This window comes from Pseudarthrobacter sp. MDT1-40-2 (assembly GCF_059383595.1).
On sequence record NZ_JBWZCL010000002.1, the window covers coordinates 672,747 to 694,767 of the forward strand.

General features: G+C 64.0%; 21 protein-coding genes and 1 tRNA gene. 14 read left to right on the top strand and 8 right to left on the bottom strand.

Translation table 11 applies throughout. The features are described from left to right. Positions 1-143: 143 nt before the first annotated feature. A complete protein-coding gene (locus AC50X5_RS09330) occupies positions 144-851 on the top strand; it encodes an alpha/beta fold hydrolase (protein WP_494975802.1) in 708 nt (235 codons plus the stop codon). Here the strand turns inward: AC50X5_RS09330 and AC50X5_RS09335 are convergent. Beyond that, positions 790-2,136: an MFS transporter gene (locus AC50X5_RS09335; RefSeq protein WP_494976084.1), complete on the bottom strand. Its 1,347-nt coding sequence runs from the start codon at positions 2,134-2,136 to the stop codon at positions 790-792. The genes AC50X5_RS09330 and AC50X5_RS09335 overlap by 62 nt on opposite strands. A gap of 304 nt (positions 2,137-2,440) precedes the next feature. On the opposite strand from AC50X5_RS09335, the gene AC50X5_RS09340 reads away from it, so the two are divergent. Continuing rightward, entirely contained in the window at positions 2,441-3,283 is an 843-nt protein-coding gene (locus AC50X5_RS09340; RefSeq protein WP_494975803.1) for a pentapeptide repeat-containing protein, read from the top strand. Here the strand turns inward: AC50X5_RS09340 and AC50X5_RS09345 are convergent. Next, positions 3,280-4,914, bottom strand: a complete 1,635-nt coding sequence (locus AC50X5_RS09345) for a 5-oxoprolinase subunit B/C family protein (RefSeq protein WP_494975804.1) — start codon at positions 4,912-4,914, stop codon at positions 3,280-3,282. The genes AC50X5_RS09340 and AC50X5_RS09345 overlap by 4 nt on opposite strands. Positions 4,915-4,996: 82 nt before the next feature. Here AC50X5_RS09345 and AC50X5_RS09350 point away from each other — a divergent pair, with 82 nt between their 5' ends. Continuing rightward, the gene (locus AC50X5_RS09350) at positions 4,997-5,338 is read left to right on the top strand and encodes a hypothetical protein (protein WP_494975805.1); all 342 of its coding nucleotides are present in this window, start codon (positions 4,997-4,999) and stop codon (positions 5,336-5,338) included. A 24-nt stretch (positions 5,339-5,362) separates the two neighbouring features. Here the strand turns inward: AC50X5_RS09350 and AC50X5_RS09355 are convergent, their stop codons facing one another. Further along, positions 5,363-6,043, bottom strand: a complete 681-nt coding sequence (locus AC50X5_RS09355; protein ID WP_494976085.1) for a LysR substrate-binding domain-containing protein — start codon at positions 6,041-6,043, stop codon at positions 5,363-5,365. 212 nt (positions 6,044-6,255) lie between these two features. Between AC50X5_RS09355 and AC50X5_RS09360 the strand changes: the two genes are divergently transcribed. The 3 genes from AC50X5_RS09360 to AC50X5_RS09370 all read left to right on the top strand — a co-directional run bounded on the left by AC50X5_RS09360 (position 6,256) and on the right by AC50X5_RS09370 (position 7,857). Then, the gene (locus AC50X5_RS09360) at positions 6,256-6,660 is read left to right on the top strand and encodes a DUF5997 family protein (protein ID WP_494975806.1); all 405 of its coding nucleotides are present in this window, start codon (positions 6,256-6,258) and stop codon (positions 6,658-6,660) included. Positions 6,661-6,906: 246 nt separating this feature from the next. Further along, positions 6,907-7,164, top strand: a complete 258-nt coding sequence (locus AC50X5_RS09365; RefSeq protein WP_494975807.1) for a hypothetical protein — start codon at positions 6,907-6,909, stop codon at positions 7,162-7,164. 93 nt (positions 7,165-7,257) lie between these two features. Next, positions 7,258-7,857: a hypothetical protein gene (locus tag AC50X5_RS09370; RefSeq protein ID WP_494975808.1), complete on the top strand. Its 600-nt coding sequence runs from the start codon at positions 7,258-7,260 to the stop codon at positions 7,855-7,857. A gap of 33 nt (positions 7,858-7,890) precedes the next feature. Here AC50X5_RS09370 and AC50X5_RS09375 read toward each other — a convergent pair whose 3' ends face one another. Then, the gene (locus AC50X5_RS09375; protein WP_494975809.1) at positions 7,891-9,285 is read right to left on the bottom strand and encodes a flavin monoamine oxidase family protein; all 1,395 of its coding nucleotides are present in this window, start codon (positions 9,283-9,285) and stop codon (positions 7,891-7,893) included. A 154-nt stretch (positions 9,286-9,439) separates the two neighbouring features. Between AC50X5_RS09375 and AC50X5_RS09380 the strand changes: the two genes are divergently transcribed. Beyond that, positions 9,440-10,171: a TetR/AcrR family transcriptional regulator gene (locus AC50X5_RS09380; protein WP_494975810.1), complete on the top strand. Its 732-nt coding sequence runs from the start codon at positions 9,440-9,442 to the stop codon at positions 10,169-10,171. 94 nt (positions 10,172-10,265) lie between these two features. Here the strand turns inward: AC50X5_RS09380 and AC50X5_RS09385 are convergent. Next, a tRNA-Leu gene (locus tag AC50X5_RS09385) sits at positions 10,266-10,348 on the bottom strand. A gap of 398 nt (positions 10,349-10,746) precedes the next feature. On the opposite strand from AC50X5_RS09385, the gene AC50X5_RS09390 reads away from it, so the two are divergent. The 7 genes from AC50X5_RS09390 to pknB are packed head-to-tail and all read left to right on the top strand — an operon-like array spanning position 10,747 to position 20,264. Further along, entirely contained in the window at positions 10,747-11,490 is a 744-nt protein-coding gene (locus AC50X5_RS09390; RefSeq protein ID WP_494975811.1) for an FHA domain-containing protein, read from the top strand. Between the two features lie 5 nt (positions 11,491-11,495). Next, entirely contained in the window at positions 11,496-11,978 is a 483-nt protein-coding gene (locus tag AC50X5_RS09395) for an FHA domain-containing protein FhaB/FipA (RefSeq protein WP_494976086.1), read from the top strand. Between the two features lie 3 nt (positions 11,979-11,981). Beyond that, positions 11,982-13,709, top strand: a complete 1,728-nt coding sequence (locus AC50X5_RS09400) for a PP2C family protein-serine/threonine phosphatase (RefSeq protein WP_494975812.1) — start codon at positions 11,982-11,984, stop codon at positions 13,707-13,709. Continuing rightward, a complete protein-coding gene (locus AC50X5_RS09405; RefSeq protein ID WP_494975813.1) occupies positions 13,706-15,091 on the top strand; it encodes an FtsW/RodA/SpoVE family cell cycle protein in 1,386 nt (461 codons plus the stop codon). The genes AC50X5_RS09400 and AC50X5_RS09405 overlap by 4 nt, the downstream gene beginning before the upstream one ends. Further along, positions 15,088-16,545, top strand: a complete 1,458-nt coding sequence (locus AC50X5_RS09410; RefSeq protein ID WP_494975814.1) for a peptidoglycan D,D-transpeptidase FtsI family protein — start codon at positions 15,088-15,090, stop codon at positions 16,543-16,545. The genes AC50X5_RS09405 and AC50X5_RS09410 overlap by 4 nt, the downstream gene beginning before the upstream one ends. Beyond that, complete coding sequence (locus AC50X5_RS09415; RefSeq protein ID WP_494975815.1) at positions 16,542-18,263, top strand: serine/threonine-protein kinase; 1,722 nt, start codon at positions 16,542-16,544, stop codon at positions 18,261-18,263. Before AC50X5_RS09410 ends, AC50X5_RS09415 begins: the two co-directional genes overlap by 4 nt. Before the next feature lie 15 nt (positions 18,264-18,278). Continuing rightward, on the top strand, positions 18,279-20,264 hold the full coding sequence (gene pknB / locus AC50X5_RS09420) for a Stk1 family PASTA domain-containing Ser/Thr kinase (RefSeq protein WP_494975816.1): 1,986 nt from the start codon (positions 18,279-18,281) through the stop codon (positions 20,262-20,264). A gap of 18 nt (positions 20,265-20,282) precedes the next feature. Here the strand turns inward: pknB and AC50X5_RS09425 are convergent, their stop codons facing one another. Genes AC50X5_RS09425 through AC50X5_RS09435 form a run of 3 tightly spaced genes read right to left on the bottom strand, consistent with a single transcriptional unit; the run spans position 20,283 to position 21,804 of the window. Beyond that, entirely contained in the window at positions 20,283-20,924 is a 642-nt protein-coding gene (locus AC50X5_RS09425; RefSeq protein ID WP_494975817.1) for an aminodeoxychorismate/anthranilate synthase component II, read from the bottom strand. After that, positions 20,921-21,091: a hypothetical protein gene (locus AC50X5_RS09430; RefSeq protein WP_494975818.1), complete on the bottom strand. Its 171-nt coding sequence runs from the start codon at positions 21,089-21,091 to the stop codon at positions 20,921-20,923. Before AC50X5_RS09430 ends, AC50X5_RS09425 begins: the two co-directional genes overlap by 4 nt. A gap of 2 nt (positions 21,092-21,093) precedes the next feature. Then, on the bottom strand, positions 21,094-21,804 hold the full coding sequence (locus AC50X5_RS09435) for a class E sortase (protein WP_494976087.1): 711 nt from the start codon (positions 21,802-21,804) through the stop codon (positions 21,094-21,096). Positions 21,805-22,021 lie beyond the last annotated feature (217 nt).

A 22,021-nucleotide genomic window follows, 5' to 3' on the forward strand; every position in this document is an offset into this window, starting at 1 on the left:
TTCCATTGCCGTCGAGCCGTTTCCGCTCATGCGTCAATCCTGCGCCATCGCCGCTCAACTGGGTAGCAGCAGTTGCCGGTGACGGCCCCCTGAAAGGCAACTAGTGCTACCTGGTTGGGACGGTTACTCGATAAGGTACCGGCATGGACATCATCCTCGTACCCGGATTCTGGCTGGACGCTAGCTCTTGGGAGGAGGTGACCCCTGCCCTCGAAGCGGCGGGCCACACGGTTCACCCACTCACCCTTCCCGGCCTGGAGTCCGCCGACGCTGACCGTTCCGGAATCGGCCTCCGGGACCATGTTGACGCCGTCGTCCGCGTTGTTGATTCCCTGGACGGAAAGCCGGTGTTGGTGGGGCATTCCGGTGGCGGTGCCATTATCTCCGCGGTTGCCGACGCCCGGCCGGAGCGTATTGCCCGCTGCATCTACGTGGATGCCGGCCCGGTCGGCGAGGGCGGCGTGATCAACGATGAACTGCCGGCCGACGGCGACGACATCCCGCTGCCGCCGTGGGAACTGTTTGATGATGAGGACCTGACGGACCTGACTGAAGAGTTGCGGGCACGGTTCCGGGCCCGGGCAATTCCGCAACCCCGAGGAGTTGCCCAGGATCCGCAGCAACTCGGGAACCCCCGCCGCTACGACGTTCCCACCACCATCATCGCGTGCGAGTTTCCGTCGTCCATGCTGAAGGAATTTCTGGCTACCGGGCACCCGTTCACTGCAGAGTTGGCGCAGATGCGCGACGTCGAATACGTGGATCTGCCCACTGGCCACTGGCCGCAGTTCACCCGTCCGTCCGAGCTGGGTCAGGCGATTCTGGCTGCGGTTCAGAAGACTCGGGTTTGAGCCGCATCTCCTCCGACAACAGCCGGAAGGCCCTGGTGGCGAAGGCAACCAGCGCCAGCACCACCATCGCCAACCCGCTGAAGAGGAAAACCAGGGCAATTCCGCGGGCTTCGCCGTCGCCAAGCAGCCACCCCCAGGTGGCCTGTCCCGCGCCGGAGTCCATGTAGGGGATGATCCAGAATTGAGCAATCGGGGCAATCAGGAATGCGGTCACGGGGGCAGCCGCGGATTCGAAGGCCTGCGCGAAGCCAAATACCCTTCCCTGCCGTTTGAACGGCACAACCTTCTGGATGACTGTTTGCTCAGCCGCTTCCACCGCCGGAATCAGCATCATATAGACCCACGTGCCCAGCGCGTAGAGCCACCACCACTCGCGGATGGTGAAGAACGCGCCCAGCAACCCCATGACGGCTACCACCAGGAGCATGGTGCGGATGGGGTTGCTGCCCAGGCCCCACTTCGCTATTGCAAGTCCGCCAATGATGAAGCCTGTGGACGCAACGCCGAACACCACGCCCCACAGTTCCACGGGAAACAGCGTCAGCCCGTACGGGTCCATCAGCGCGATATACACGCCGGCGATGAGATTGTTGAACGTGGCGAAAAGGATCAGGGCAAACAGCCCCGGAACGCCGCGGATCACCTTGATGCTGCCGCGGAGGTCGATAGTGGGCGGGCGGCCACCATCTGCCACTGGCTGATCCTCCGGGATGCGAAGCCAGACCAGGTGCACCAGGGCTACCAGCGTTGCGCCTATGGCGATGGCCAGGGTCCACCCCATGCCAACAAACCCGATCGCCAGCCCGCTGAAGACGCTGGTCACGATGAACGCCATGCCCTGGACAGTGCCCACCATGCCGTTGGCATTGGCGTGCCGTTCCAGCGGGACCAGCAGCGTCACGGTGGTGGACAGGGCAATATTCCGCAGGTTTTCCACCACGGAGCCCAGCAGGATGACGACGGCAAAGAGCCAGAACCACGGCCCGCCCAGGTCCACCAGCTCCGATTCAGGGTGACTCAGGTAAAGGAAGCCGGAAGCAATGAAGGCTATAAGAGTGACAATGCTGGACAACACCATGACGTGGTGCTTGCGGTGCCGGTCCACCACGGCGCCGAACAGGATGCCAAACGCCGCCACCAGCAGCATGTACGCGCCACCGATAATGCCGGTGGCCAGCACCGATCGCGTTTCCAGGTATACCCAGAACGTCAGTGCGAACCACAGGAAACTGGTGGTGACATTGGCGATCATGGTGTTCACGAGCACGTGGACAAACGTCCGCATACCGTCTGCCGGGACTACCGGCTGATCCACCCCCGCGTGGCTTCTATCCGTCACTCACATCAGCGTACTGAGCACCGCGGAGATGCGGAAGACCCCACCGTAACGTTGTTTGGAAAACCACTTGTTACGCTTGTGGCAGTGCTTACTTTGATGATTTCCTGACCTACCTGTCCGATCCCCGGGCATCCCGGTCCACCAGGCTTAACGCTCCGTGCGGAGTGGTGATTCGACGTCCCATGAGCGGGGCCCGACAAGGGCTCCCATCCCTCGGACCACCGCCAGAATCACCCACAAGGAGTACCCCATGTCCGCTTCCCTGCCTTCCCCTGCCCTCCGTCCGGACTGCGCCAACTGCTTCGCCCTGTGCTGCACGGCTTTCGGATTCAGCCGCTCAGCCGATTTCGCCATTGATAAGCCTCCCGCCACGCCTTGCGGCAATCTTGCAGACGACTTCTCCTGCACCATCCACGCATCGCTTCCGGCCCGTGGCTTTCGCGGCTGTACCGTCTTTGACTGTTTTGGCGCGGGCCAGGCCGTTTCCCAGCAGCTGTTCAAGGGCGTCAGCTGGAAAGCCGATCCGTCCAGCCGACCGGGGATGTTTGCGGCCTTCGGAATCGTCCGGCAGTTGCACGAAATGCTGTGGCATCTGGAAGAGGCGGAACGGCTGGCCTTCGACCCTGCCCTCGCGCAGGATGCCCGGCACCTGTCAGATGCCATCCAAACCATCACGAGCGGTCCCGTCGACGCACTGTTGGAGTACGACGTCGGCGCCCTCCACTTCCGTGTCAGGACCGTCCTGGTCGAGGTGAGCGAAGAGCTCCGGGCCGGCTTTGCCGCTATGGGCAACGAGCATTTAGGGGCCGGAATCAAGGCCGGAACGGACCTTGCCGGGCGCAACCTCAGAAACCAGCGGTTGAGCGGGGCGGATCTTCGCAGCGCGCTGCTGATAGGCGCGGACCTGCGGGGCTGTGAACTGTCCGGGGCTGACCTGCTGGGAGCGGACCTGCGGGATGCAAAACTCGAAGGTGCCCAGCTCGAGGCGGCGCTGTACGTGACGCAGCCGCAGCTCAATGCGGCGCGGGGTGATGCCGCCACCACGTTGCCCCACCGCTTGAGCGCCCCGTCGCACTGGCTCACGGGACCCTAGCCGCGGGTATGGATCAGAGGCTGGAAGGTCCGGAAACGTACCGGGCCGCCCAGCGGAACCTGGGCGGCGAGCGCCAGGTCCTCCTCGGCCACCACTGCGATTACCGGGTATCCGCCAGTCACCGGGTGGTCAGCCAGGAACAGAACGGGCAGGCCGTCCGGTGGCACCTGCAATGCGCCGCCCACCATGCCTTCGCTGGCCAGTTCTCCCGTTCGGCTCCTGGTCAGCGGTTCACCGGCCAGCCGCAGCCCCACCCGGTTGGACCGCGTTGTTACCGTCCACACCTGCCCGCACAGCTGCTCCATAGCAGCGGCGTCGAACCAGTCGTCGCGGGGGCCCGGGATGATACGGAGTTCTGTAATACTGCCAGCAGCCGGGTAGTGCGGTTGCAGTTCAGGAGGGCCGACGACGCCGGAAGCGGTGCGCGTGCCAACCGGCAGCAGTTGCCTGGCAGCCAGCGGGGACGGACCGATCCCGGACAGTACGTCGGAGGCCCGGCTACCCAGCCGTGGCTGCGTTTCGATGCCTCCGCGTACGGCTAGATAGCTGCGGAATCCTTCTGGTGACGGGCCCAGTTCAAGCGTTTCGCCGTCCCTCAGCACTAAGGCCTGGGCCACCGGCGCGCTCCGTGAGGCCCCGCCGTCGTCGAACCCTTCGGCGCGGATCGCACCCCTTGCGGCAGGGTTCAGCAGCAGGGACGCAGGGGCTCCGGTAACGGCTACGATCCGGTCACCCACCGCCTGGACGGTCAGCCCAGGACCTGCGGTTTCGATGCAGGCTGCACCGGGTTCGTTACCCACCAGACGGTTGGCCCGGCGGAGGGAGGCCCGGTCCAGGGCGCCCGAGGCGGGCACTCCCAGGCCTTCGTAGCCGGGCCTGCCCAGGTCCTCGATCAGGCTGAGCAGGCCTGCAGACACAACCCGCAGGCCATTCGTGGTGGTGCCGCGGGCCGGAACCGTCCTGGAAACCGCAGTACCGGCAAGCCGCACCAGCTCGCGCACGGGATGGAACCGGACCGAATCTCCCGGCTTCACCAGCGCGGGTTCGGGACGGTCAAGGTCCCACATCACGGCGTCGGTGTGGCCGATCAGCCGCCAGCCGCCGGGTGAACTGCGCGGATACACCGCCGAATAATTGCCGGCCAGCGCCACGGAACCCGACGGTACTGCCGTCCTGGGTGAGTCCAACCGGGGAACGTCCAGGCCGCCGTCGCCCAGCAGATAAATGAAGCCGGGCGCAAACCCGCCAAACGCGGCGGCCCACCGCTGCCCGGAATGCGCCTTGACGACGGCCTCCACACTGCGCCCGGTCAGGGCGGCAACTGTGCTTAGGTCCTCGCCGTCGTACACGGTATTGATGACCACTTCGGCACCAGCAGGCCGTTCGTCCGGCGGTGGCAGTTCCAGTGCCAGCAATGCCTTGCGGAGTTCACGGACAGCCCGGGCGGAATCGGCCATCACCAGCACGGTAACTGCTGCCGGCACTACCTGGTCCTGCCCGGGAAGCGGCGCCTTCCGCAATGCCGCCGTCAGGGCAAGGACCTCGTCGGTACCGGCAAGTTCAGCCAACAAGGCCCGGGACCCTGCGGCGCGCACGGACAGCACACGGATTGCGCTGCTCGGGGCCGTCATGGCGCCTTTCACCCCGTCTCCGTCAGGCATTTTCCAGCCGGGACCCCGGCTTCCACTATTGTGCCGTTGTTAGGCTGGAAGTATGAACCGGACCTTTTCTGCCCTGACCGCCCTGACCGCAACCGTGCCCCTGGCGCTCCTCCTCGCAAGCTGCTCCGTCCAGGAAACGGCAGAAAACGTCGCAAATGATGCCGCCTCGAAGGCTGCGACGGCCGCCGCGGAACAAGTCACGGGCCAGGTCTGCACGCTTGTGGAGGACGGGTTGATCAGCCTCGCCGACCAGGAAGTACTGGGCGGACTGGTGGGTGCCGCAGAAGCGGCGGGCGTCCCGGCAGAAATCACGACGCCGATGCGCCAGATCGCAGACGCCGGAGACCAGGTGCCGGAAGACTCAGTGAACAATTTGAAGGATGCCTGCGCTTAGGCAGGACCTTATTGCCCCGGAGGCCTAGCGCTTCCCCTTCTTCCGTGAGCCCTTGCCCCTGCCCTTGTCCGGGTTGGGAGCATAGCGCTGCGCCACCTTGGGTTTCTTGGCGCCGGAACCGCGGCGGTCCGGCTTTGGCTCCTTCTTTGGCTCTTCCTGCCGGGCAGAGGGCTGCCGGGAACTGTGAGCGGTGCGGCCCCGGACAATGCCAATGAACTCCTCGATGACCTCATCCGTGGAATCGGCAGGCCAGGCAACAGCGATCTGGGTGGTGGGGGCTCCGCTAAGCTTCCGCGCCACGGTGTCCCTCACATTGAAATGCCGGGCTACGGGCTGCGGCAGGATCACCAGCCCGGCGCCCGTTGCAACCACCTGCATGGCCGTCTCCGGGCCTCCCATCCCTGCGACGTCCAGGAAGGACTCCTCCGACAGATCGCCCAGTTCCACTTCCTCGAAGACGGAGAGCTCGTGCCCTTTCGGCGCCACCACGGCCGGCTGTTCTTCATAAAGGGGAATGACGCTGAGGCCCTCGCGCTCCACCGGAAGCCGGACAAAGCTGAGATCTGCGGAGCCGTCACGGAGCACTGACAGCTGCCCGGCGTCGTCGGTCATGAAAGCCTCCACCGGAATCCCCGGCATCCGCTCCTCCCAGCGCCGGATCCACTTGCCCGGAGTTACCCCTGCAACGTAGGCGAAACGGAGCACGCGCGCAGCGGAACCGGCAGCGGGATCCCCTGCCGCAACGTCTTCAACGGCAGCATTAGTGGCAGGCGCTGCGGGACTGTCAGCGGCAGTATCCACAGGCGGATCAACTAGGGGATTCTCGGGGCGGGATTCGTTGGACTCAGGCACCCCTTCACAGTACCGCGCTGCATCCGCGTGCTCCCGGGCCTGTGGCGGGCGGATACCCTAGATGCATGACTTCCGCTAACTCCCAGTCCATGAAGCCGGCCACCGTCGCGAAGAAGCTCGGTATCTACCTGCCGGCAACACCGCAGGAGTTCCAGGATTCGATTATCACCCGCGAGGAATTCGCTGAACTCCAGGCCAACCCGCCGCAATGGCTGGTGGAACTGCGCCGCAACGGCCCGCACCCACGCCCCGTGGTGGCCCAGAAGCTCAACATCTCCATCAGTGGCCTTGCGCGTGGCGGTGTGGAAGAAGCACTCACGACGGCGGAAATCACCGCTCTGCTGCAGGCCCCTCCGGCGTGGTTGGTTACCGAGCGGGCAATCCAGGCCGCGGTCCGCGAAGAGGCTAAGCGCGTTAAAGAAGAGGCTGCCGCGAAGGCCGCCAAGGCGGAGAAGGAAGCCCGGCGCTAAAGGGGCAAACGGCCTTAAAAGCAGACGGCGCGGGCGGCTGGTTACAAGAAGCTGAGCTGGTGGTTACAGGAAGCTGAACAGTCCGTTACGCGGCTGGACAGCGAGTAGAAGCTGGCGTAGATTCAAGGTCACAACGCCGCCTTTACGGGCGGGTCGGATCACTTTCGGTGTTATGCACCATCGGAAGCAGAAAGCTGCTGTAGCAAAACGGCGGCACCAGTTGCATAGACGGAATCGAGCCAAGAAATGGACACCTCGCATTTCCAGACTTTCCTTACGGAAGCAACCATCGCCGATCCTGAGACGGACAGCCCCCTGGGGGCGGATTGCCTTCACGGCCTCTACGTCAGCTGGTGCTTCCTCCAGGGAATCCAGCCCCGCTCAGATGGGGCCTTCCGGGCCGGCATGGCCCAGTGCGGTGTCAAAGTTCACGACTCCCAGCTGAGAATGCAGGGGCCGGCCGCTGCCGACTACATCCTGTCCAGCTACCCCGCGGCAGTGTAGGACCCCACGCACAACCATTGACTACCCGTTCGGACAGGGCTGCAATAGAAGGAGCAGCCTTGACGGTCGGCCAGGCAACGCGCTGGAGGTGCCATGTTCACGGACGTCATTACCCAGGTGGCGCTCTTCTGGCCCGCCCTCGCCTGCGGCCTTGTGCTTTCCGTGACCACGGCTGCCACGTCGCTGGCGGTCCGCCATCACCGGACTGCACCGACGGACGACGTCGGCGATCAACTGTTCTGGGATCTGTTCGCGGGCGCCGCGGTAGCGGTTCCTGCCGTCGTGCTGCCTTCACTCACCTCGCCGATGGCAGGCCTGGCGGTAGCCACCGCCGGTGCGGCTGCCGGTATCGGTGCCTACCGTAAGTACCCGCAGCTCGCCGCACTTCAGCAGGAACGGCGGCGGCGGAACAGGGCACTTAGCGGGCTTGGCACCGCCGTCGAACGCCATCAGCGGACCATAGAGAGCTGGCGGCGGTATGAATTGGACCCCGCTTTGGCCATCGACTTTCCGGCCATGTCCGACGTCCGCCAGCCCGAGACAGCCCAGCTGATCAGGGCCATGAGGTCTGCGGAAACCGTGAGCCCTGCGGACGAGCCGGAAAACTACGCACGGGCCGTGGAGCGTCTGGAGCACGCCCTGCAGCAGGCCGAAGCCGCCGCAGGGGCACGCCCGGCAACCGAGGCGCACTAATCCCGACGCGAATCCTGCTAGTGCCGGAGGACCTTACGCCACCGGGACGGTGACGCGGGCGGCCTCGAGGATCCGTTCGGCCGTCTTCCGTCCCATCCGGATGGCGCCATCCACGTGCTGGTAGCCTTCAGCTGCCAGGTCCGAGGAGCACCAGTAGATCGGACCCACAGGCGTGTGCTGATCCTTGCCATAACGGTGCAGTCCACCAAGATCGTAGCTGGAGGCGTACGCGCCCCGGGTCCATTCCTCAGAGCCCCAGTCGGACTCGTAGTAAACCTCAGGAGTCAGGGCCTTGTCGCCCAGGAACCCGGCAATCGATTCAAGGATGGCCCGTTTGCGATCATCCGGACTAAGTTCGAACACGGCGTCCGCCTTTTCGTCGGAGATGAAGCCCACCAGGGTGCCCCGGGCATCTCCGTAGTTGGTGTTGTCGTAGACCTCCTGCACCAGCGAGCCGGCGCCGAAGCCTGTGCCGGAGAGGCCGTCCTCCCGCCAGAACGGGGTGTCGTAGACAGCGTGCACCTTGATAACCAGGCCGAGCGACTGGTGCTGGTGCATCTGGTGCTGGCGACGCGGCAGGGGCGGATCGAAGGAGACCCGTGAATACAGGTTAGGCGGCACGGCCATGACCACAAATCCCGCCTGCACTGTTGCCCCGTCCGCGGTGACGGTCACCTGGCGGCGCGTACCGCCGTCGCTCGCTTCCTCCCAGCGGATGGTGCGCACCGGGCTGTTCAGGATGACGTCGTTGCCCAGTTCGGCTGCCTGCAGGAGCGAGACCTGCTGCATCCCGCCCACAACGCGGCGGTCGAGGATGAAGTCTTCGTCGGTGAGGTGACTGAAGGAGCCGGCAGAGGCCGCCATCAGGACTGCCTGCAGCGCTGAGAATGCGTGGGCCGGCTTGGTGAGCATGCCTCCGGCGATGAACAGGCCGATGTTCCTGCAGGCTTCTTCGTCAGTGGAATGTGCACGCAACCAGTGGTGGAAGGAGATGGTGTCCAGCTCGCGGGCCTTCGGGTGGGCCCAGGGTTCCGTGGCACCAATCTCAGCGGCGAGGCCGTCCAGGATCGCGATGAGCTTTTCCATCTCAGCTTTGGTTTCCGCTCCTACCGGGAAGGTGTCCCCCGTGTACCGGATGGGCTGGCCGTCCTGACCCACATAAACCGATTCGCCGTCCCGGTAGCGTGGGTAGGTCTCCAGGCCCAGGTCGTCCAGTAAAGCCAGAAGCTCGGTCTGGTCGGGCGAGACCCACTGGCCGCCGATTTCCAGCATTGCACCGTCGATAGTGTCGGTCCAGGTGCGCCCGCCCACACGGTCACGTGCCTCGAGCACAGCCACCGTCAGGCCGGCCTTCTTCAGTTGCCGCGCGGCGGTGAGGCCGGACGGACCGGCTCCGACAATTACGACGTCGCGTTCCAGGTTCTGCATGATGTCCTCTCTCTGCGACCCTCCGTTGCGGTGTTCCGGGTCACTAAATGAATGCCATTCATTTATAGTCACTATAGCCGCGTCCGACCGGCTGCGGAAGAGGCGGCTGCACGGCCAGTGGAATAATGCTGGGGAACCGATCGAAAGGCCAGCAATGCCGGCAGTACACTCCACCGCAGGTAATGGGACGGCAGCAGGAAAACGGAAAGCCGGCACAGCGGACGACGCCGGCACGCCTCCGGGTGCCGTCCGTCGCCGCGCCGGGCGGCCGGCAGCTGCAGTCCTGGACCTCTCGGGGATTACCCGGGCTGCACTGGACCTCATCGGCAGCAAGGGCTATGACGGCCTCACCATGGCCGCCCTCGCCCGCAAGCTGGACGTGGCGCCGTCGGCCCTCTATAACCATGTCGAATCAAAACATGACGTGCTGGTCCTGGTGGAGGACCACCTGATGTCCCTGGTGGACGTCTCCGGTTTTGGCTCCGGTCCATGGGAAGACGCGGTGCGCACCTGGGCCTGGAGCTACCGGGATGCGTTTGCCGCCCACACGCCCCTCATTCCCGTCATTGCGGTGCTGCCGGTGACCGACGCGCCACGGACCCTGGCGATGTACGAGGTAGTCAGCACCGGCTTCCGTGACGCCGGCATTCCCGAAGCCAGGATTGTGCCTGCCATTGTGGCACTGGAATCCTTCATCTTCGGCTCGGCGTATGACGTCACTGCGCCGCCGGACATCTTCGATCCGGGAACCATGTCCGGGTCCACCCCGGGATTCACGGCAGCTGTCCAGAGTTTTGCGGCGGAAGGGGAGGAACGCCCAGCGGACGTCGCGTTCGGCCTCGGCCTGGAGGCCCTGATCACCGGCCTTGGCTCGCTCCGGCGGTAGCTACCGGGCCCTCGCCCACTCCTGAAGCTCGGGGCTGAGGGGCCCTATACAACGAAAAACACCCCGGTCCGAAGACCGGGGTGTTTTGATTGCGTGCGCGAGGGGGGATTTGAACCCCCACGCCCTTTCGGACACTGGCACCTGAAGCCAGCGCGTCTGCCGTTCCGCCACTCGCGCGCAAATGCATACTGCTTGTTCTTTTGCCTAACCACAGCCCCGGATCCCGGAACCGCATCCCTGCAAAAGCAGCGAGATCAAGCATAACGGACACCTGCGCGAAAACACCAATTGAGCCACCTCCATGCTGTCAGTGAAGACAGGGCGGCCTGTGCACAACCACTCCAGTTCCCGGTTCCGCAGCCCGTAACGCCGGGCATAAGTCCTTACCTGCCGAACTTTTCCGGCGTCCGGCACGTTGGGGATTAAGGTCATTACGGGGGTCGGCAAGTAGTATCAGATATAAGAGCGCCTGCTTCCGGCAGGCCGGACAGTGACTTAACCGTAGGGCAAGGACCGTCGCACGCGGCAGGTTCTGGACACGGCTGCCAGGCAGCCGGAAGGAAAGGAGAAGGGCCATGGGTTTGCTGGACAAAGTCGAGCGCGGCATCGAAAAAGCCGTCCGCGGCGTCTTCTCCACCGGCTCCAAAGCCCACGTGGAGCCCGTCGAAATCGCCAGCCGGCTTCGCCGCGAGGTGGACCACAAGGCGTTGACTGTTGCCGCCGGCCGTACCCTGGCACCCAACGTTTTTGATGTCCGGCTCAGCGACGAGGACTTCGAGCGTGCCCAGGAATGGGGAACGCCGCTGGCTGAAGAACTGTGCGACGTTGTTATCAACCACGTGCGCAGCCAGGGATACACCCTGCAGGGTCCCGTACGCATCTCCTTCCTCCGGGACGAAGCTCAGCGTACCGGTGACTTCGAGATCACCACCAGGACGGAGAAGTCCTCCGGTTCTGCAAGTCCTGCTCCGCACCGTCCCCATGTCCCCGCCGCGCCTTCCCGGCAGCCCGTCCGGCTGCAGCCCGTCCTGGATATTGACGGCCAGCGCTACTCGCTGAATGCAGCCTCCGTCATCCTTGGCCGTTCCTCGGAAGCCGACATCCTGGTGGACGATACCGGCGTGTCCCGTAAGCACCTGGAGATCCGGACTGAAAACGGCTCCAGCACGGCTGTGGACCTTGGGTCCACCAACGGCAGCTACGTCAACGGCCATAAGGTTGCGGGCACCATGGAACTCTCCGACGGTTCCACCATCACCATGGGCCGCACCAGGATTATCTTCCGCCTGCTCCCGGCGGGCAACGGGAGCCGTGCATGAATGAGATCAGCGACCTCACCGTAACGGCGCTCCGCTTCGGATTCCTCATCCTCCTCTGGATCCTGATTTTCAGCATCGTTTCTGCCATGCGCCGGGACCTGATGATCGGGCGTAAGGCCGCCGCGGGAACACCCACTGCCCGCGAGGTCCGCAGAAATCCGGAACTGGCCGTCCCCACCCCGCCTCCCCCGCGCCAGCAGCCCCGGCAGCTGGTAGTGGTTGAAGGCCCGCTGAAGGGCACCACCATCCCGCTGGCCGCGAGCCCTATCCTGCTGGGACGGGCACAGGAAGCCACCTTGGTCCTGGAGGACGATTACGCCTCCGGCCGTCACGCCCGGCTCTTTCCGCAGGGCAGCCGCTGGTTCATCGAGGACCTCGGTTCCACCAACGGAACCTACCTTGCAGACCAGCAACTCACCCGCGCCCAGCCCATGGAGCCCGGTGTTCCCGTGAGGATCGGCAAGACGGTCATCGAATTGAGGCCATAAGCGATGGCCTCCCAGGACCATCCCGCCGAGGGCCATCCCGTCCCCGCGCGGCCACTGATCATGCGGTTTGCTGCCCGTTCCGACGTCGGCCGGATCCGGGCTAAAAACGACGATTCCGCCTATGTCGGCCGGAACCTTGCAGTGGTTGCCGATGGCATGGGCGGCCACGCCGGCGGCGATGTCGCTTCGGCCGCCACAGTCCTGGACATGATCCATCTGGACCATGACGACTACAACGGCGAGGCCACCACGGTCCTGGCGGACGAGATCCAGACAGCCAATTCCCTGCTGTCCGAACTGGTCCACATCAACCCCAAGCTCGCCGGAATGGGAACCACCGTCACCGCCCTGCTGCTGGCGGACGGCAAGCTGCACTTCGCCCACATCGGTGATTCCCGCGCCTACCGCTTGCGCAATGGCGTTTTTGAGCAGGTCAGCGTTGACCACACCTTCGTCCAGCGGCTCATCGACGAAGGCAGGCTCCGCCCGGACGAAGCTGAGACGCACCCGCACAAGAACGTCCTGATGCGCGTGCTGGGTGACGTCGACGCGAGTCCGGAACTCGATCTGGACGAGTTGGACGTCGAGCCAGGCGAACGCTGGCTGCTCTGCTCCGACGGGCTGAACTACGTGGCCGGCCACGTGATTGAGCGGACAGTCCGTGAAACAAAGGACCTCCGCGAATGCGTGGAAGCGCTCGTTGACCTCACGCTTGAGGCGGGCTCCCCGGACAACGTCACCGTCGTGATGGTGGAGATTGCCGAGGAAACGTCCGACGACGTCAGTACAGCGGCGGTGGACATAGTTCCGGCGGTGACGGCCTCCAAAGAGGATCCTGCGGCCGCAGAACCTCCCACCGCCGCCGGTCCCGTTGCCCAGGACAATTCCCAAGACGAAACACCCGACGACGGCATCACCGCGGGCGGCCCCGGTTCCGTACGCGCCACATCGGCTCAGGTCGCCGCTGCCGATCCTGCCTCAGACGAGGCGGCCCGTGGCACCCCAACGGCAGAGAACGAACGCACAGAAACTGCAGACAACGCAGAAAGCACCAGCACGGATCCGCATCTTGGTGAACACCTCTCCGCCGAGGTGCTGCGCGAGGAGTTGGAATCCCGTCCCCATGACCTCGTCGGCGCTGCGGCCAGCGCCGCGGAAACCGGCTCCATCCCCACCATTGCCGGCCGCACCGTAGCGCGCAGGGCCGCCACCGTGCTCACGCATAAAGCAGAGCCATCCGCACGCCTGGATCAAGAGGATGACATCGTGCTCAACCGGCCGCGGCGCTGGGTCACCATCAGCATCGCGGCGGCCCTGCTGCTGATCCTCACCACGGGCCTGTGGCTGGGCTATGCCTGGACCCAGACCCGGTACTACATTGGCGAACACGACTCGAAGGTGGCCATCTTCAACGGCGTTTCACAGCGGCTTGGCCCCTTCCAGCTGTCCACGCTCGAGACCGTGACGGAGATCTCCATGGATTCGCTTCCGGCGTTTTCGCAGCAGCGGGTTCGCCAGACAGTACCTGCCAGCGACCTCTACGATGCCCAGCGCATTGTCCAGAACCTCAAGACCACAGGCGTGACATCGCCCGAAGATGAGTGCCTGCCGCCGTCGCCCAGCCCATCGGCAACCACCGGCACGCCGGTGGCCACCGAGACCGCTGCTGCGGCGCCGACGGCGGCCGCTCCGTCACCAACCGCTACTCCAAGCTGTGTGGGGGCACCATGACGCAGATTACCTCCGTACCCAAGCCACGCCGCAATGTTGAACTGGTCCTGCTGATCCTGGCCCTAGCAGTCGGCATCGGTGCCAGTGCCATGGTGGGCATTGACGATCCTTCCTCGTTCGACAGCGATTTCTGGTTTCAGTCCAGCCTGCTGGCGGTGGCTTCGCTGGTCTTCCACGTGGTGTTGAGGATCCGCGCAAAATATGCCGATCCGGTAATACTTCCGTTGGTTGTGGCGCTTAATGGCTTGGGCCTGGCTATGATCCATCGTCTGGATGGGCCCAACGATGACACCGGTAACAATCAGCTGCGCTGGACGCTACTGGCAATGGCAGTCGCCATCGCAGTGATTTGGTTCCTCAAGGACCACCGCGTGTTGCGGCGCTTCACCTATATTTCATTGGCAGTCAGCGCCGTGCTCCTGATCCTGCCTCTGGTTCCGGGCATCACCGCCGGTGAGATCCTCGGCGCCCGGGTCTGGATCAGCGTGGGCGGCATGACCTTCCAGCCCGGCGAAGTAGCCAAAATTACCCTCGCAATATTTTTTGCGGGGTACCTGTCGTCCAACCGGGACCTGATCCTGCTGGCCGGGCGCAAGGTTGGCCCGCTTCAGTTCCCGCGGTTCAAGGACATGGGCCCCATGATCACCGCCTGGTTGGTCAGCATCGGCGTCCTGATTTTCCAGCGCGACCTCGGCTCTTCGGTCCTCTTCTTCGGTCTCTTCATCGTCATGATTTACGTGGCTACCAGCCGAATCAGCTGGGTGCTGATCGGCGTAGGGCTGCTGGTGGGCGGCGGACTGGTTGCCGCGCAGGTCTTCTCGCACGTGGCGCTCCGAATCGACGGCTGGCTCAACGCCTTCGAACCCGAGGTTTACGATCGCAGCGAGCAGGTTGTTCAGGGCCTCTTTGGAATGGCCAACGGTGGCCTGATGGGCACCGGACTGGGCCAGGGCCGGCCATGGCTGGTGCCGTTCGCCAATAGCGACATGATCATCGCCTCCTTCGCCGAGGAATTGGGCCTGGTGGGCATTTTCGCCATCGTGCTGATGTTCCTGCTGCTGTTCACGCGCGGATTCCGGGCAGCGCTTGGCACCAGGGACGCCTTCGGGAAACTCCTTGCCTGCGGATTGTCCTTCGCCTTGGCCCTGCAGTGCTTCGTAGTGATTGGCGGTGTAACCCGGTTGATCCCCCTGACGGGTTTGACCACGCCGTTTATGGCGGCCGGCGGATCCTCGCTGCTGGCGAACTGGATCATCGTCGGCCTGCTGCTGATGATCTCCAATACCGCCCGCGGGCCTGTTGACACCACGCCTCTGCCGCCGTCGCAGGACGCTACAGGCAGCCAACAGTCAGTATCTACCCAGGCGGTGAAGCAACAGTGAACCAGGCTATCCGCAACTCCTGGATTGCCGCGATCGCCATGTTCGCGCTTATTTTCGGCGCCTTGAGCTATGTCCAGGTGATCGGCGCCGAAGACCTCAACACCAATCCGTTGAACAAGCGGGCGCTGCTCCAGAATTATTGCAACGACCGCGGTTCCATCATCGTGGCGGGAACACCCATCGCCGAATCCGTTGAAGGCACCGCCTCCTGCGGCTTCCAGCGGACCTACCACCAGCCCGAACTGTACGCAGGGCTCACCGGGTATTTTTCACGCAGCTTCGGCGCCACAGGACTTGAATTCGCCATGAATGACGTCCTGACCGGCAACTCGGACCAGCTCTTCCTGGACCGGATCGGCCAGCTCTTCCTTGGCAACCAGCCACAGGGTGCCTCCGTGGAGCTCACCGTTGATCCCGCCATCCAGCAGCTGGCTTACGACCTCATTCCTGAGGGCCAACGCGGCTCCATTGTGGTCAGCAACCCCAGGACAGGCGACATTCTGGCCATGGTGTCAAAGCCGTCCTACGATCCCAACCTGATTGCCACACAGGACAGGGACGCAGAGACTGCCAACATTGATGCCCTGAACAAGGTCCCGGGCATCAACTTGAACCAGTCCGTCAGCGGCCCGACGGGTGGCCTGCTGGCCCCGGGCTCGGTGTTCAAGCTGGTGGACGTAGCCGCGGCGCTGAGCTCCGGCAAGTACAACGCGGACAGCGTGCTGGAAAACCCTGCCCAGATGACGTTCCCTGGCATCGAGTACACACTTCCCAACTATGCCGGCGGGAACTGCTATACCCGGGACACGGCGTCGTTTGCCTTTGCGCTCCAACAGTCATGCAATACACCCTTCGCGGCGATCGCCCGGGACCTCGGGCAGAACGCTATTGCCGAGCAGGCCCGCAAATTCGGCTTTGGCGAAGGCATGGGCGATCAGCTGAAGCTGCCGTATGAGACCAGCTTCTTCCCCGAAGAGGCGTTGGATGCTCCTGGCCTTGCCCAATCCGTCATCGGCCAGCGGGACGTTCGAGCCACTCCGCTGCAGATAAACCAGATGACCTCTGCCATCGCCAACGGCGGTGTGCAGATGAGCCCAAACCTCGTCAAAGCGGTCCGGTCACCCGATCTGCGGGTACTGGACGAGCCGCAGCCCAGCCAGCTCCGTACTTCCACCACGCCGGAGATCGCCCGGCAGATCACCGAGTGGATGGCCAGTGCCGTCAGTGAGGGCATAGCCAACGGCGCCGCCGTCAGCGGTGTCCAGGTCGCTGGCAAAACAGGAACCGCGGAGCGGGCCGACGGCAGCAACAACTCATGGTTTACCGGGTTTGCCCCCGCAAATGATCCCCAGGTGGCTGTGACTATCGTCATGGAAGGCGTAGACATCACCACCGGGGCACAGCTAACCAGTCCGAACGCGAAGAAGATTTTTGAGGCGGTGTTGAATAAGTGAGGCCTACATCGGGAATCACCCTCGGCGGCAGGTTCCAGTTGACCACCAGGATCGCGATCGGCGGAATGGGCGAGGTCTGGAAGGCCAAGGACCTCATTTTGGGCCGCATTGTGGCCATCAAGGTGTTGAAAGAGGAGTACACGGGCGACCCTGGCTTCCTGCAGCGTTTCCGCGCCGAAGCCCGGCACACCGCCCTGCTGAACCACCCCGGCATTGCCAATGTCTTTGACTACGGCGAAGAGGAGGGATCGGCTTACCTCGTCATGGAGCTGGTGCCCGGCCAGCCGCTGAGCAGCATCATCGAGCACGAACAGGTGCTGTCACCGGACCGGACGTTGTCCTTTATTGCCCAGACCGCCCGTGCGCTTTCCGCCGCCCACGAACAGGGACTGGTCCACCGCGACATCAAACCCGGGAACCTGCTGATTACCCCTGATTCCAAGGTCAAGGTAACGGACTTTGGCATCGCGCGCCTGGCGGACCAGGTCCCGCTCACGCAGACCGGCCAGGTCATGGGAACCGCCCAGTACCTTGCGCCTGAACAGGCCACAGGCCAGACCGCCACCGGTTCCTCGGACATCTACTCGCTTGGCGTCATTGGTTACGAATGCCTTACCGGGCACCGGCCGTTCTCCGGCGAGTCACAGATCGCGATCGCGCTGGCCCAGGTGAACGATGCGCCGCCGCCGCTCCCCGAAACATTGCCGCGGCCGGTTCGGGCGCTGCTGATGTCCATGCTGGCCAAGGATCCCAAGAACCGGCCGGCCAACGCCATCAAACTGGCGGAAGCTGCCGAGGCCATCCGCCACGGCGACGTCGACGCCGCCCATGCCGCCGTTCCCGGGATGCTCCTCTTCGAGGCAGCCACCGGCCCCATCACCGCCCCCGTGGACATCCCAACCGCCCCCACCGGCGTGATCGGCCCGGACCAGGAACGGACCACGACGGCGACCTCCGCTTTGCCGGTGCTCGGCGCCGCCGGTGCCGGCGTCGCGGCGGCAGGAGCAGCCGCCGCTGCGGCTACCCCTGAGGGCCTGGCCCGAAGCAGCACGCTCTCCCATGCGGACGCTTTGGCTGCGGAACGCGAATGGGAAGCAGACGACCAGCCTGACGAGCCCGCTGATGAGCCCGAAAAACGCGGCCGCAGCCCGTGGACGTGGCCGCTGATCGCCTTGATCCTGCTGATCCTGTTCGCGCTCATAGGTTACTTCCTGAGCCAGTCCAACCTGTTCCCGTCCGGGGGCACCACGACGAGCGAAACAACCACCACCAGCCGGCCCAGCACGGCCACGACGCGGGCTACCACGGCGCCACCTACACAAACCCAGGCGCCCACCCCGACGCAGCCGCCCGCACCAACCGTTGCCAAGGTCAACATCATTCCAGCGGCCTACCTGGGCCGTGACTACCAGGTTGTCCAGAATGAACTCGCGTTGATGAATCTGGAAGTCCGCGCTATACCTCTGGAAGACGGTTCCGCCATACCTGGGACTGTCACTGCCATAGATCCAGTCGGTCAGGTGGATGTAGGAACAATCGTCACCATCACCTACGCGACTGCCCCGCCCGTCATCACTCCCGAACCCACCGAAGAACAACCCACACCAGTGCAGACGACCACGTCTGCGGCAGCCCCTGGTACCACCCCCACCCGCGACTGCAACGTTGGTGAGCAGCCCGGCTCTCCGCCTGTTTGCAAGCCGATTCTCAGCCAGTAGCTCCCAGGAAACCCGATGAACGACTCACCCCTTACTCCGTCGCACCGCGAGGACCAAGTCCCGGTGGTCAGCCGGCGTGTCCTGAGCGACCGCTACGAACTCGGTGAGCTGCTGGGGCGCGGCGGTATGGCAGACGTCTATCGCGGAGTCGACACTCGTTTGGGCCGCACGGTAGCGGTGAAACTCCTCCGGCCGGATCTCGCACGGGATCCGCAGTTCCAGGCCCGGTTCAAACGCGAAGCCCAGGCAGTCGCCGCCCTGAACCACCCCTCCATCGTGTCCATCTACGACACCGGGGAGCACGCCGAGGACCCTCAGGCGGAGGACTCTGTCCGGGTGCCATACATCGTGATGGAATACGTCCCGGGACAGACACTGCGAGACCTCATCCGGGCGGGCGAAGTTTCCATGGACCAGGCCATCGATTTCACCCTGGGTGTGCTTTCCGCGCTCGAGTACAGCCACAAGGCAGGGATCGTCCACCGGGACATCAAGCCTGCCAATGTGATGGTCTGCGGCGTGGACAACGATGTTAAAGTCATGGACTTTGGAATTGCCCGGGCCATCGCCGACTCCGCAGCGACCATGACGCAGACCCAGGCCGTGGTGGGTACAGCCCAGTACCTTTCGCCGGAACAGGCGCTGGGAGAATCTGTTGACGCCCGCAGCGACCTCTACTCTGCTGGTTGCCTGCTCTATGAACTGCTCACCGGAAGGCCGCCCTTCGTCGGCGACAGTCCTGTCTCCGTTGCGTACCAGCACGTCCGTGAACTCCCCGAGCCGGCCGCAAACCACAATCCCGAGGTCACAGCTGCCGTGGACAGCGTCCTGGTGAAGGCCCTGCAGAAAAAGCGGACCGATCGTTTCGCCGATGCCGCAGCATTCCAGCGTGCCCTCCGCGCTGCCCGCAATGGCATCGCGGTGCCTGCGACGTCTGCGGCCGAGGCAGCTACGGACCCCCATCACCACGTTGCAGCCGCCGATCCGGGGCCCCCTACGGAAGCCTACGCCCTCACCGGTGCGAGCTTCCTGGACGACGAGCCTGCGGTCAGCCGCCGACAACGCAACGCCTGGGATGACCAAGACGACGGCAACACAGCTCTCGCTCCGCTCGCGGCCGCCTACAACGCCGTCGATCCGGACGAAATGCCCCTTGGCCTCCCGCCGGAGCAGGAGCGCACGCAGCCGCAGAAGTCCCGCCGTCGCACGTGGATTGCCACCCTGGTGATCTTCACCCTGCTGATTCTTGGCGGTGCCGGGCTGTGGCTGTACAACGTCGTCAACGCTTCGCCGCCTGCGGTGACGACGGTTGCAGTGCCGTCGGTAGCCTCGCTGAGCGAGGTGGAGGCGTTGGACACGCTGTACAAGGCCGACCTCAGCCCCACCGTGAAAAGGATGCAGCACCCCACCGTCGCCAAGGGCATCGCCATTGGTACCGAACCCCCGGCCGGCGCGGTTTTGGAGCGGGAAGCTGAAGTGGTGCTGAACATTTCCGACGGCCCCAGTTCCGTCGCAGTGCCGGACGGTTTGGTGGGCATGACCGAAGCCGCTGCCCGCGACCTGCTGCGCCAGCATCAGCTGTCCGGGGCCGACGGGACCAAACGGGCCCACAGTCCTACGGTCCCCGCAGGCGTCGTTATTTCCACAAACCCGGGTGCCGGGCAACTCGTAGCCGTGGGGACCAAGGTGGAGATGGTTGTCTCCACGGGCAAAGTGGCTGTGCCGGAGTTGCGCAGCCTGCCCTTGGCCGAAGCGCAGGAGTCTCTGAAGAATCTCAATCTCATAGCGAACATTGTCGAAGTGGAGAACGGCCAGGTAGAGCCAGGCACGGTAACTGCCCAGAGTGAATCCCTTAATGCCGAGGTGGAACCGGGCAGGACCATCACCCTCACTGTGGCCAAAGCTCCTGCCCCGCCGACCATCCCGGTGGAAACGCCTGAACCGAAGGATCCGCCGGCAAACTCGAACGGAAATCCTAAGCCGAAGAAGTCGGACGACTAGCGCGCAGAGACCTTGCGGTTAGTGCTGGATAAGGGGACTGAGTTTCGCTGCCCGTTCGGCTGCGCCTGCCATACCCAGCGACTCAAGCCAGTTGCCAAGCATCTGGTAGCCGCCTTCAGTAAGCACGGACTCCGGGTGGAACTGCACCCCGCACAGCGGAGCTGCACGGTGCCGAAGGCCCATGACCACGCCGGAGGAAGTCTCAGCGGTGATCTCCAGGATGTCCGGAATGGTGCTGCGGACGGCAGCCAACGAATGGTAGCGGGTGGCCGTGATGGGGGAGGGCAGCCCCTCGAAGACGCCCGTGCCGTGGTGTTCCACCGGCGAGGTTTTGCCGTGCATCAGTTCCTCTGCGTGGGTGACCGTGCCGCCATAAGCCTCGGCCAGGGCCTGGTGCCCCAGGCAGACGCCGAACATCGGCTTGCTGGATTCGCCGCACCATTTGATCAGGTCAATGCAGACGCCGGCTTCCGCAGGGGTACCCGGCCCGGGGGAAACCAGGATGCCGTCACGCGAGCCGGCAAGCTCGATTACTTCCGCGAGCGTGACGTCATCGTTGCGGACCACAGTGGTTTCAGCACCGAGTTCCTGCAGGTATCCCACAAGGGTGTAGACGAAGCTGTCGTAGTTATCAATCACCAGGATTTTTGTAGTGGTCATGGCTGGTGCGGTGAACCAATCGTTGAGTCGGTGAACGGAGTGAGCTGGGACATCCACGGGAACAGGAACTGAACCATCAGGACCAGTGCGGCCGCAATGAGAACCACCGCCATGAGAATGCGTACCCACAGCGGGCCCGGCAGGTGCCGGAAAATCCATCCGTACATGATTATCCCATCCCCAGCGCTGTGCTGACTTGTTTGGCAATTTCGGGGGGAACTCCGGCGGAGAGTGGCTGCCAGCTCTCCAGCACGGAGTAGGCGATGATCCGCTCCTGGGCGCCGAACCTCGGATTACAACTGGTCATGGTGAGAATGCGCTCCGACGGCGGTACACCAGGCTGGGTGGGAACCGGCAACAGCACATCAAGGCGCGAAGGCAGGACGATCTCTGCGTTCCTGTAGACGTAGACGTAGAAACCATCCCTTGTCTGCACGTAGATCCTGTCACCGGGCACCAGGGTGTGGATGTTATCCAGCACCGCACCGTGCGTTTGCCGATGGCCGGCCACAGCGAAATTGCCCACCGCACCGGGCATCGAGGTAGAGCTGTAGTGGCCCAGCCCGAGTGTGTCCAGGACGGCCTGACTGGTCCCTTCCACGATAGGCCGGGTGTAATTTTCGCCGAACCTCGGGATATACATGATGCCGATCGTCCCGGCCTCGATCGGTGCCGACGCCACTACTGGTTCGCCGTAGTCCATCGACTCGCCGGTTTCCGTTGCCGGAGGCAGACTGCCGCCTAACTCCTGCGCGAACTGCCCAATGACCTCGTTCTGCCGGGCATCAGACTCAATGTTGGTCCACCACAGTTGCCAGGCAACGAAGAGCAGGAGGATGATTCCGGCAGTGATAAGCAGCTCACCGAACACCTGGGTCATGCTGCGCAGGATTCCGGCTCCGGAAGCAGCCTCCACCGGCTCGCGGCCTTCCGCTTGCTGCAGCTCCACTATTACTCCTCCATGGCGGTCCGCCGCGGACCGGCGGCACTGGAAGTCCAGCTAGAATTGGCAGCTAGAAGAGTACAAACCTGACCAGCGCGGACAACCGGCAATGTTCCTTGTTGCAGGATACCAATGCGGTCAGCCTTATTCATTC

Excerpts from the sequence above, each read along its gene's own strand:
- AC50X5_RS09330 (WP_494975802.1), top strand. The coding sequence starts at position 144 with ATGGACATCATCCTCGTACCCGGATTCTGGCTGGACGCTAGCTCTTGG.
- AC50X5_RS09335 (WP_494976084.1), bottom strand. The coding sequence starts at position 2,136 with ATGCGGACGTTTGTCCACGTGCTCGTGAACACCATGATCGCCAATGTC.
- AC50X5_RS09340 (WP_494975803.1), top strand. The coding sequence starts at position 2,441 with ATGTCCGCTTCCCTGCCTTCCCCTGCCCTCCGTCCGGACTGCGCCAAC.
- AC50X5_RS09345 (WP_494975804.1), bottom strand. The coding sequence starts at position 4,914 with ATGACGGCCCCGAGCAGCGCAATCCGTGTGCTGTCCGTGCGCGCCGCA.
- AC50X5_RS09350 (WP_494975805.1), top strand. The coding sequence starts at position 4,997 with ATGAACCGGACCTTTTCTGCCCTGACCGCCCTGACCGCAACCGTGCCC.
- AC50X5_RS09360 (WP_494975806.1), top strand. The coding sequence starts at position 6,256 with ATGACTTCCGCTAACTCCCAGTCCATGAAGCCGGCCACCGTCGCGAAG.
- AC50X5_RS09365 (WP_494975807.1), top strand. The coding sequence starts at position 6,907 with ATGGACACCTCGCATTTCCAGACTTTCCTTACGGAAGCAACCATCGCC.
- AC50X5_RS09370 (WP_494975808.1), top strand. The coding sequence starts at position 7,258 with ATGTTCACGGACGTCATTACCCAGGTGGCGCTCTTCTGGCCCGCCCTC.
- AC50X5_RS09375 (WP_494975809.1), bottom strand. The coding sequence starts at position 9,285 with ATGCAGAACCTGGAACGCGACGTCGTAATTGTCGGAGCCGGTCCGTCC.
- AC50X5_RS09380 (WP_494975810.1), top strand. The coding sequence starts at position 9,440 with ATGCCGGCAGTACACTCCACCGCAGGTAATGGGACGGCAGCAGGAAAA.
- AC50X5_RS09390 (WP_494975811.1), top strand. The coding sequence starts at position 10,747 with ATGGGTTTGCTGGACAAAGTCGAGCGCGGCATCGAAAAAGCCGTCCGC.
- AC50X5_RS09400 (WP_494975812.1), top strand. The coding sequence starts at position 11,982 with ATGGCCTCCCAGGACCATCCCGCCGAGGGCCATCCCGTCCCCGCGCGG.
- AC50X5_RS09405 (WP_494975813.1), top strand. The coding sequence starts at position 13,706 with ATGACGCAGATTACCTCCGTACCCAAGCCACGCCGCAATGTTGAACTG.
- pknB (WP_494975816.1), top strand. The coding sequence starts at position 18,279 with ATGAACGACTCACCCCTTACTCCGTCGCACCGCGAGGACCAAGTCCCG.
- AC50X5_RS09425 (WP_494975817.1), bottom strand. The coding sequence starts at position 20,924 with ATGACCACTACAAAAATCCTGGTGATTGATAACTACGACAGCTTCGTC.
- AC50X5_RS09430 (WP_494975818.1), bottom strand. The coding sequence starts at position 21,091 with ATGTACGGATGGATTTTCCGGCACCTGCCGGGCCCGCTGTGGGTACGC.
- AC50X5_RS09435 (WP_494976087.1), bottom strand. The coding sequence starts at position 21,804 with ATGACCCAGGTGTTCGGTGAGCTGCTTATCACTGCCGGAATCATCCTC.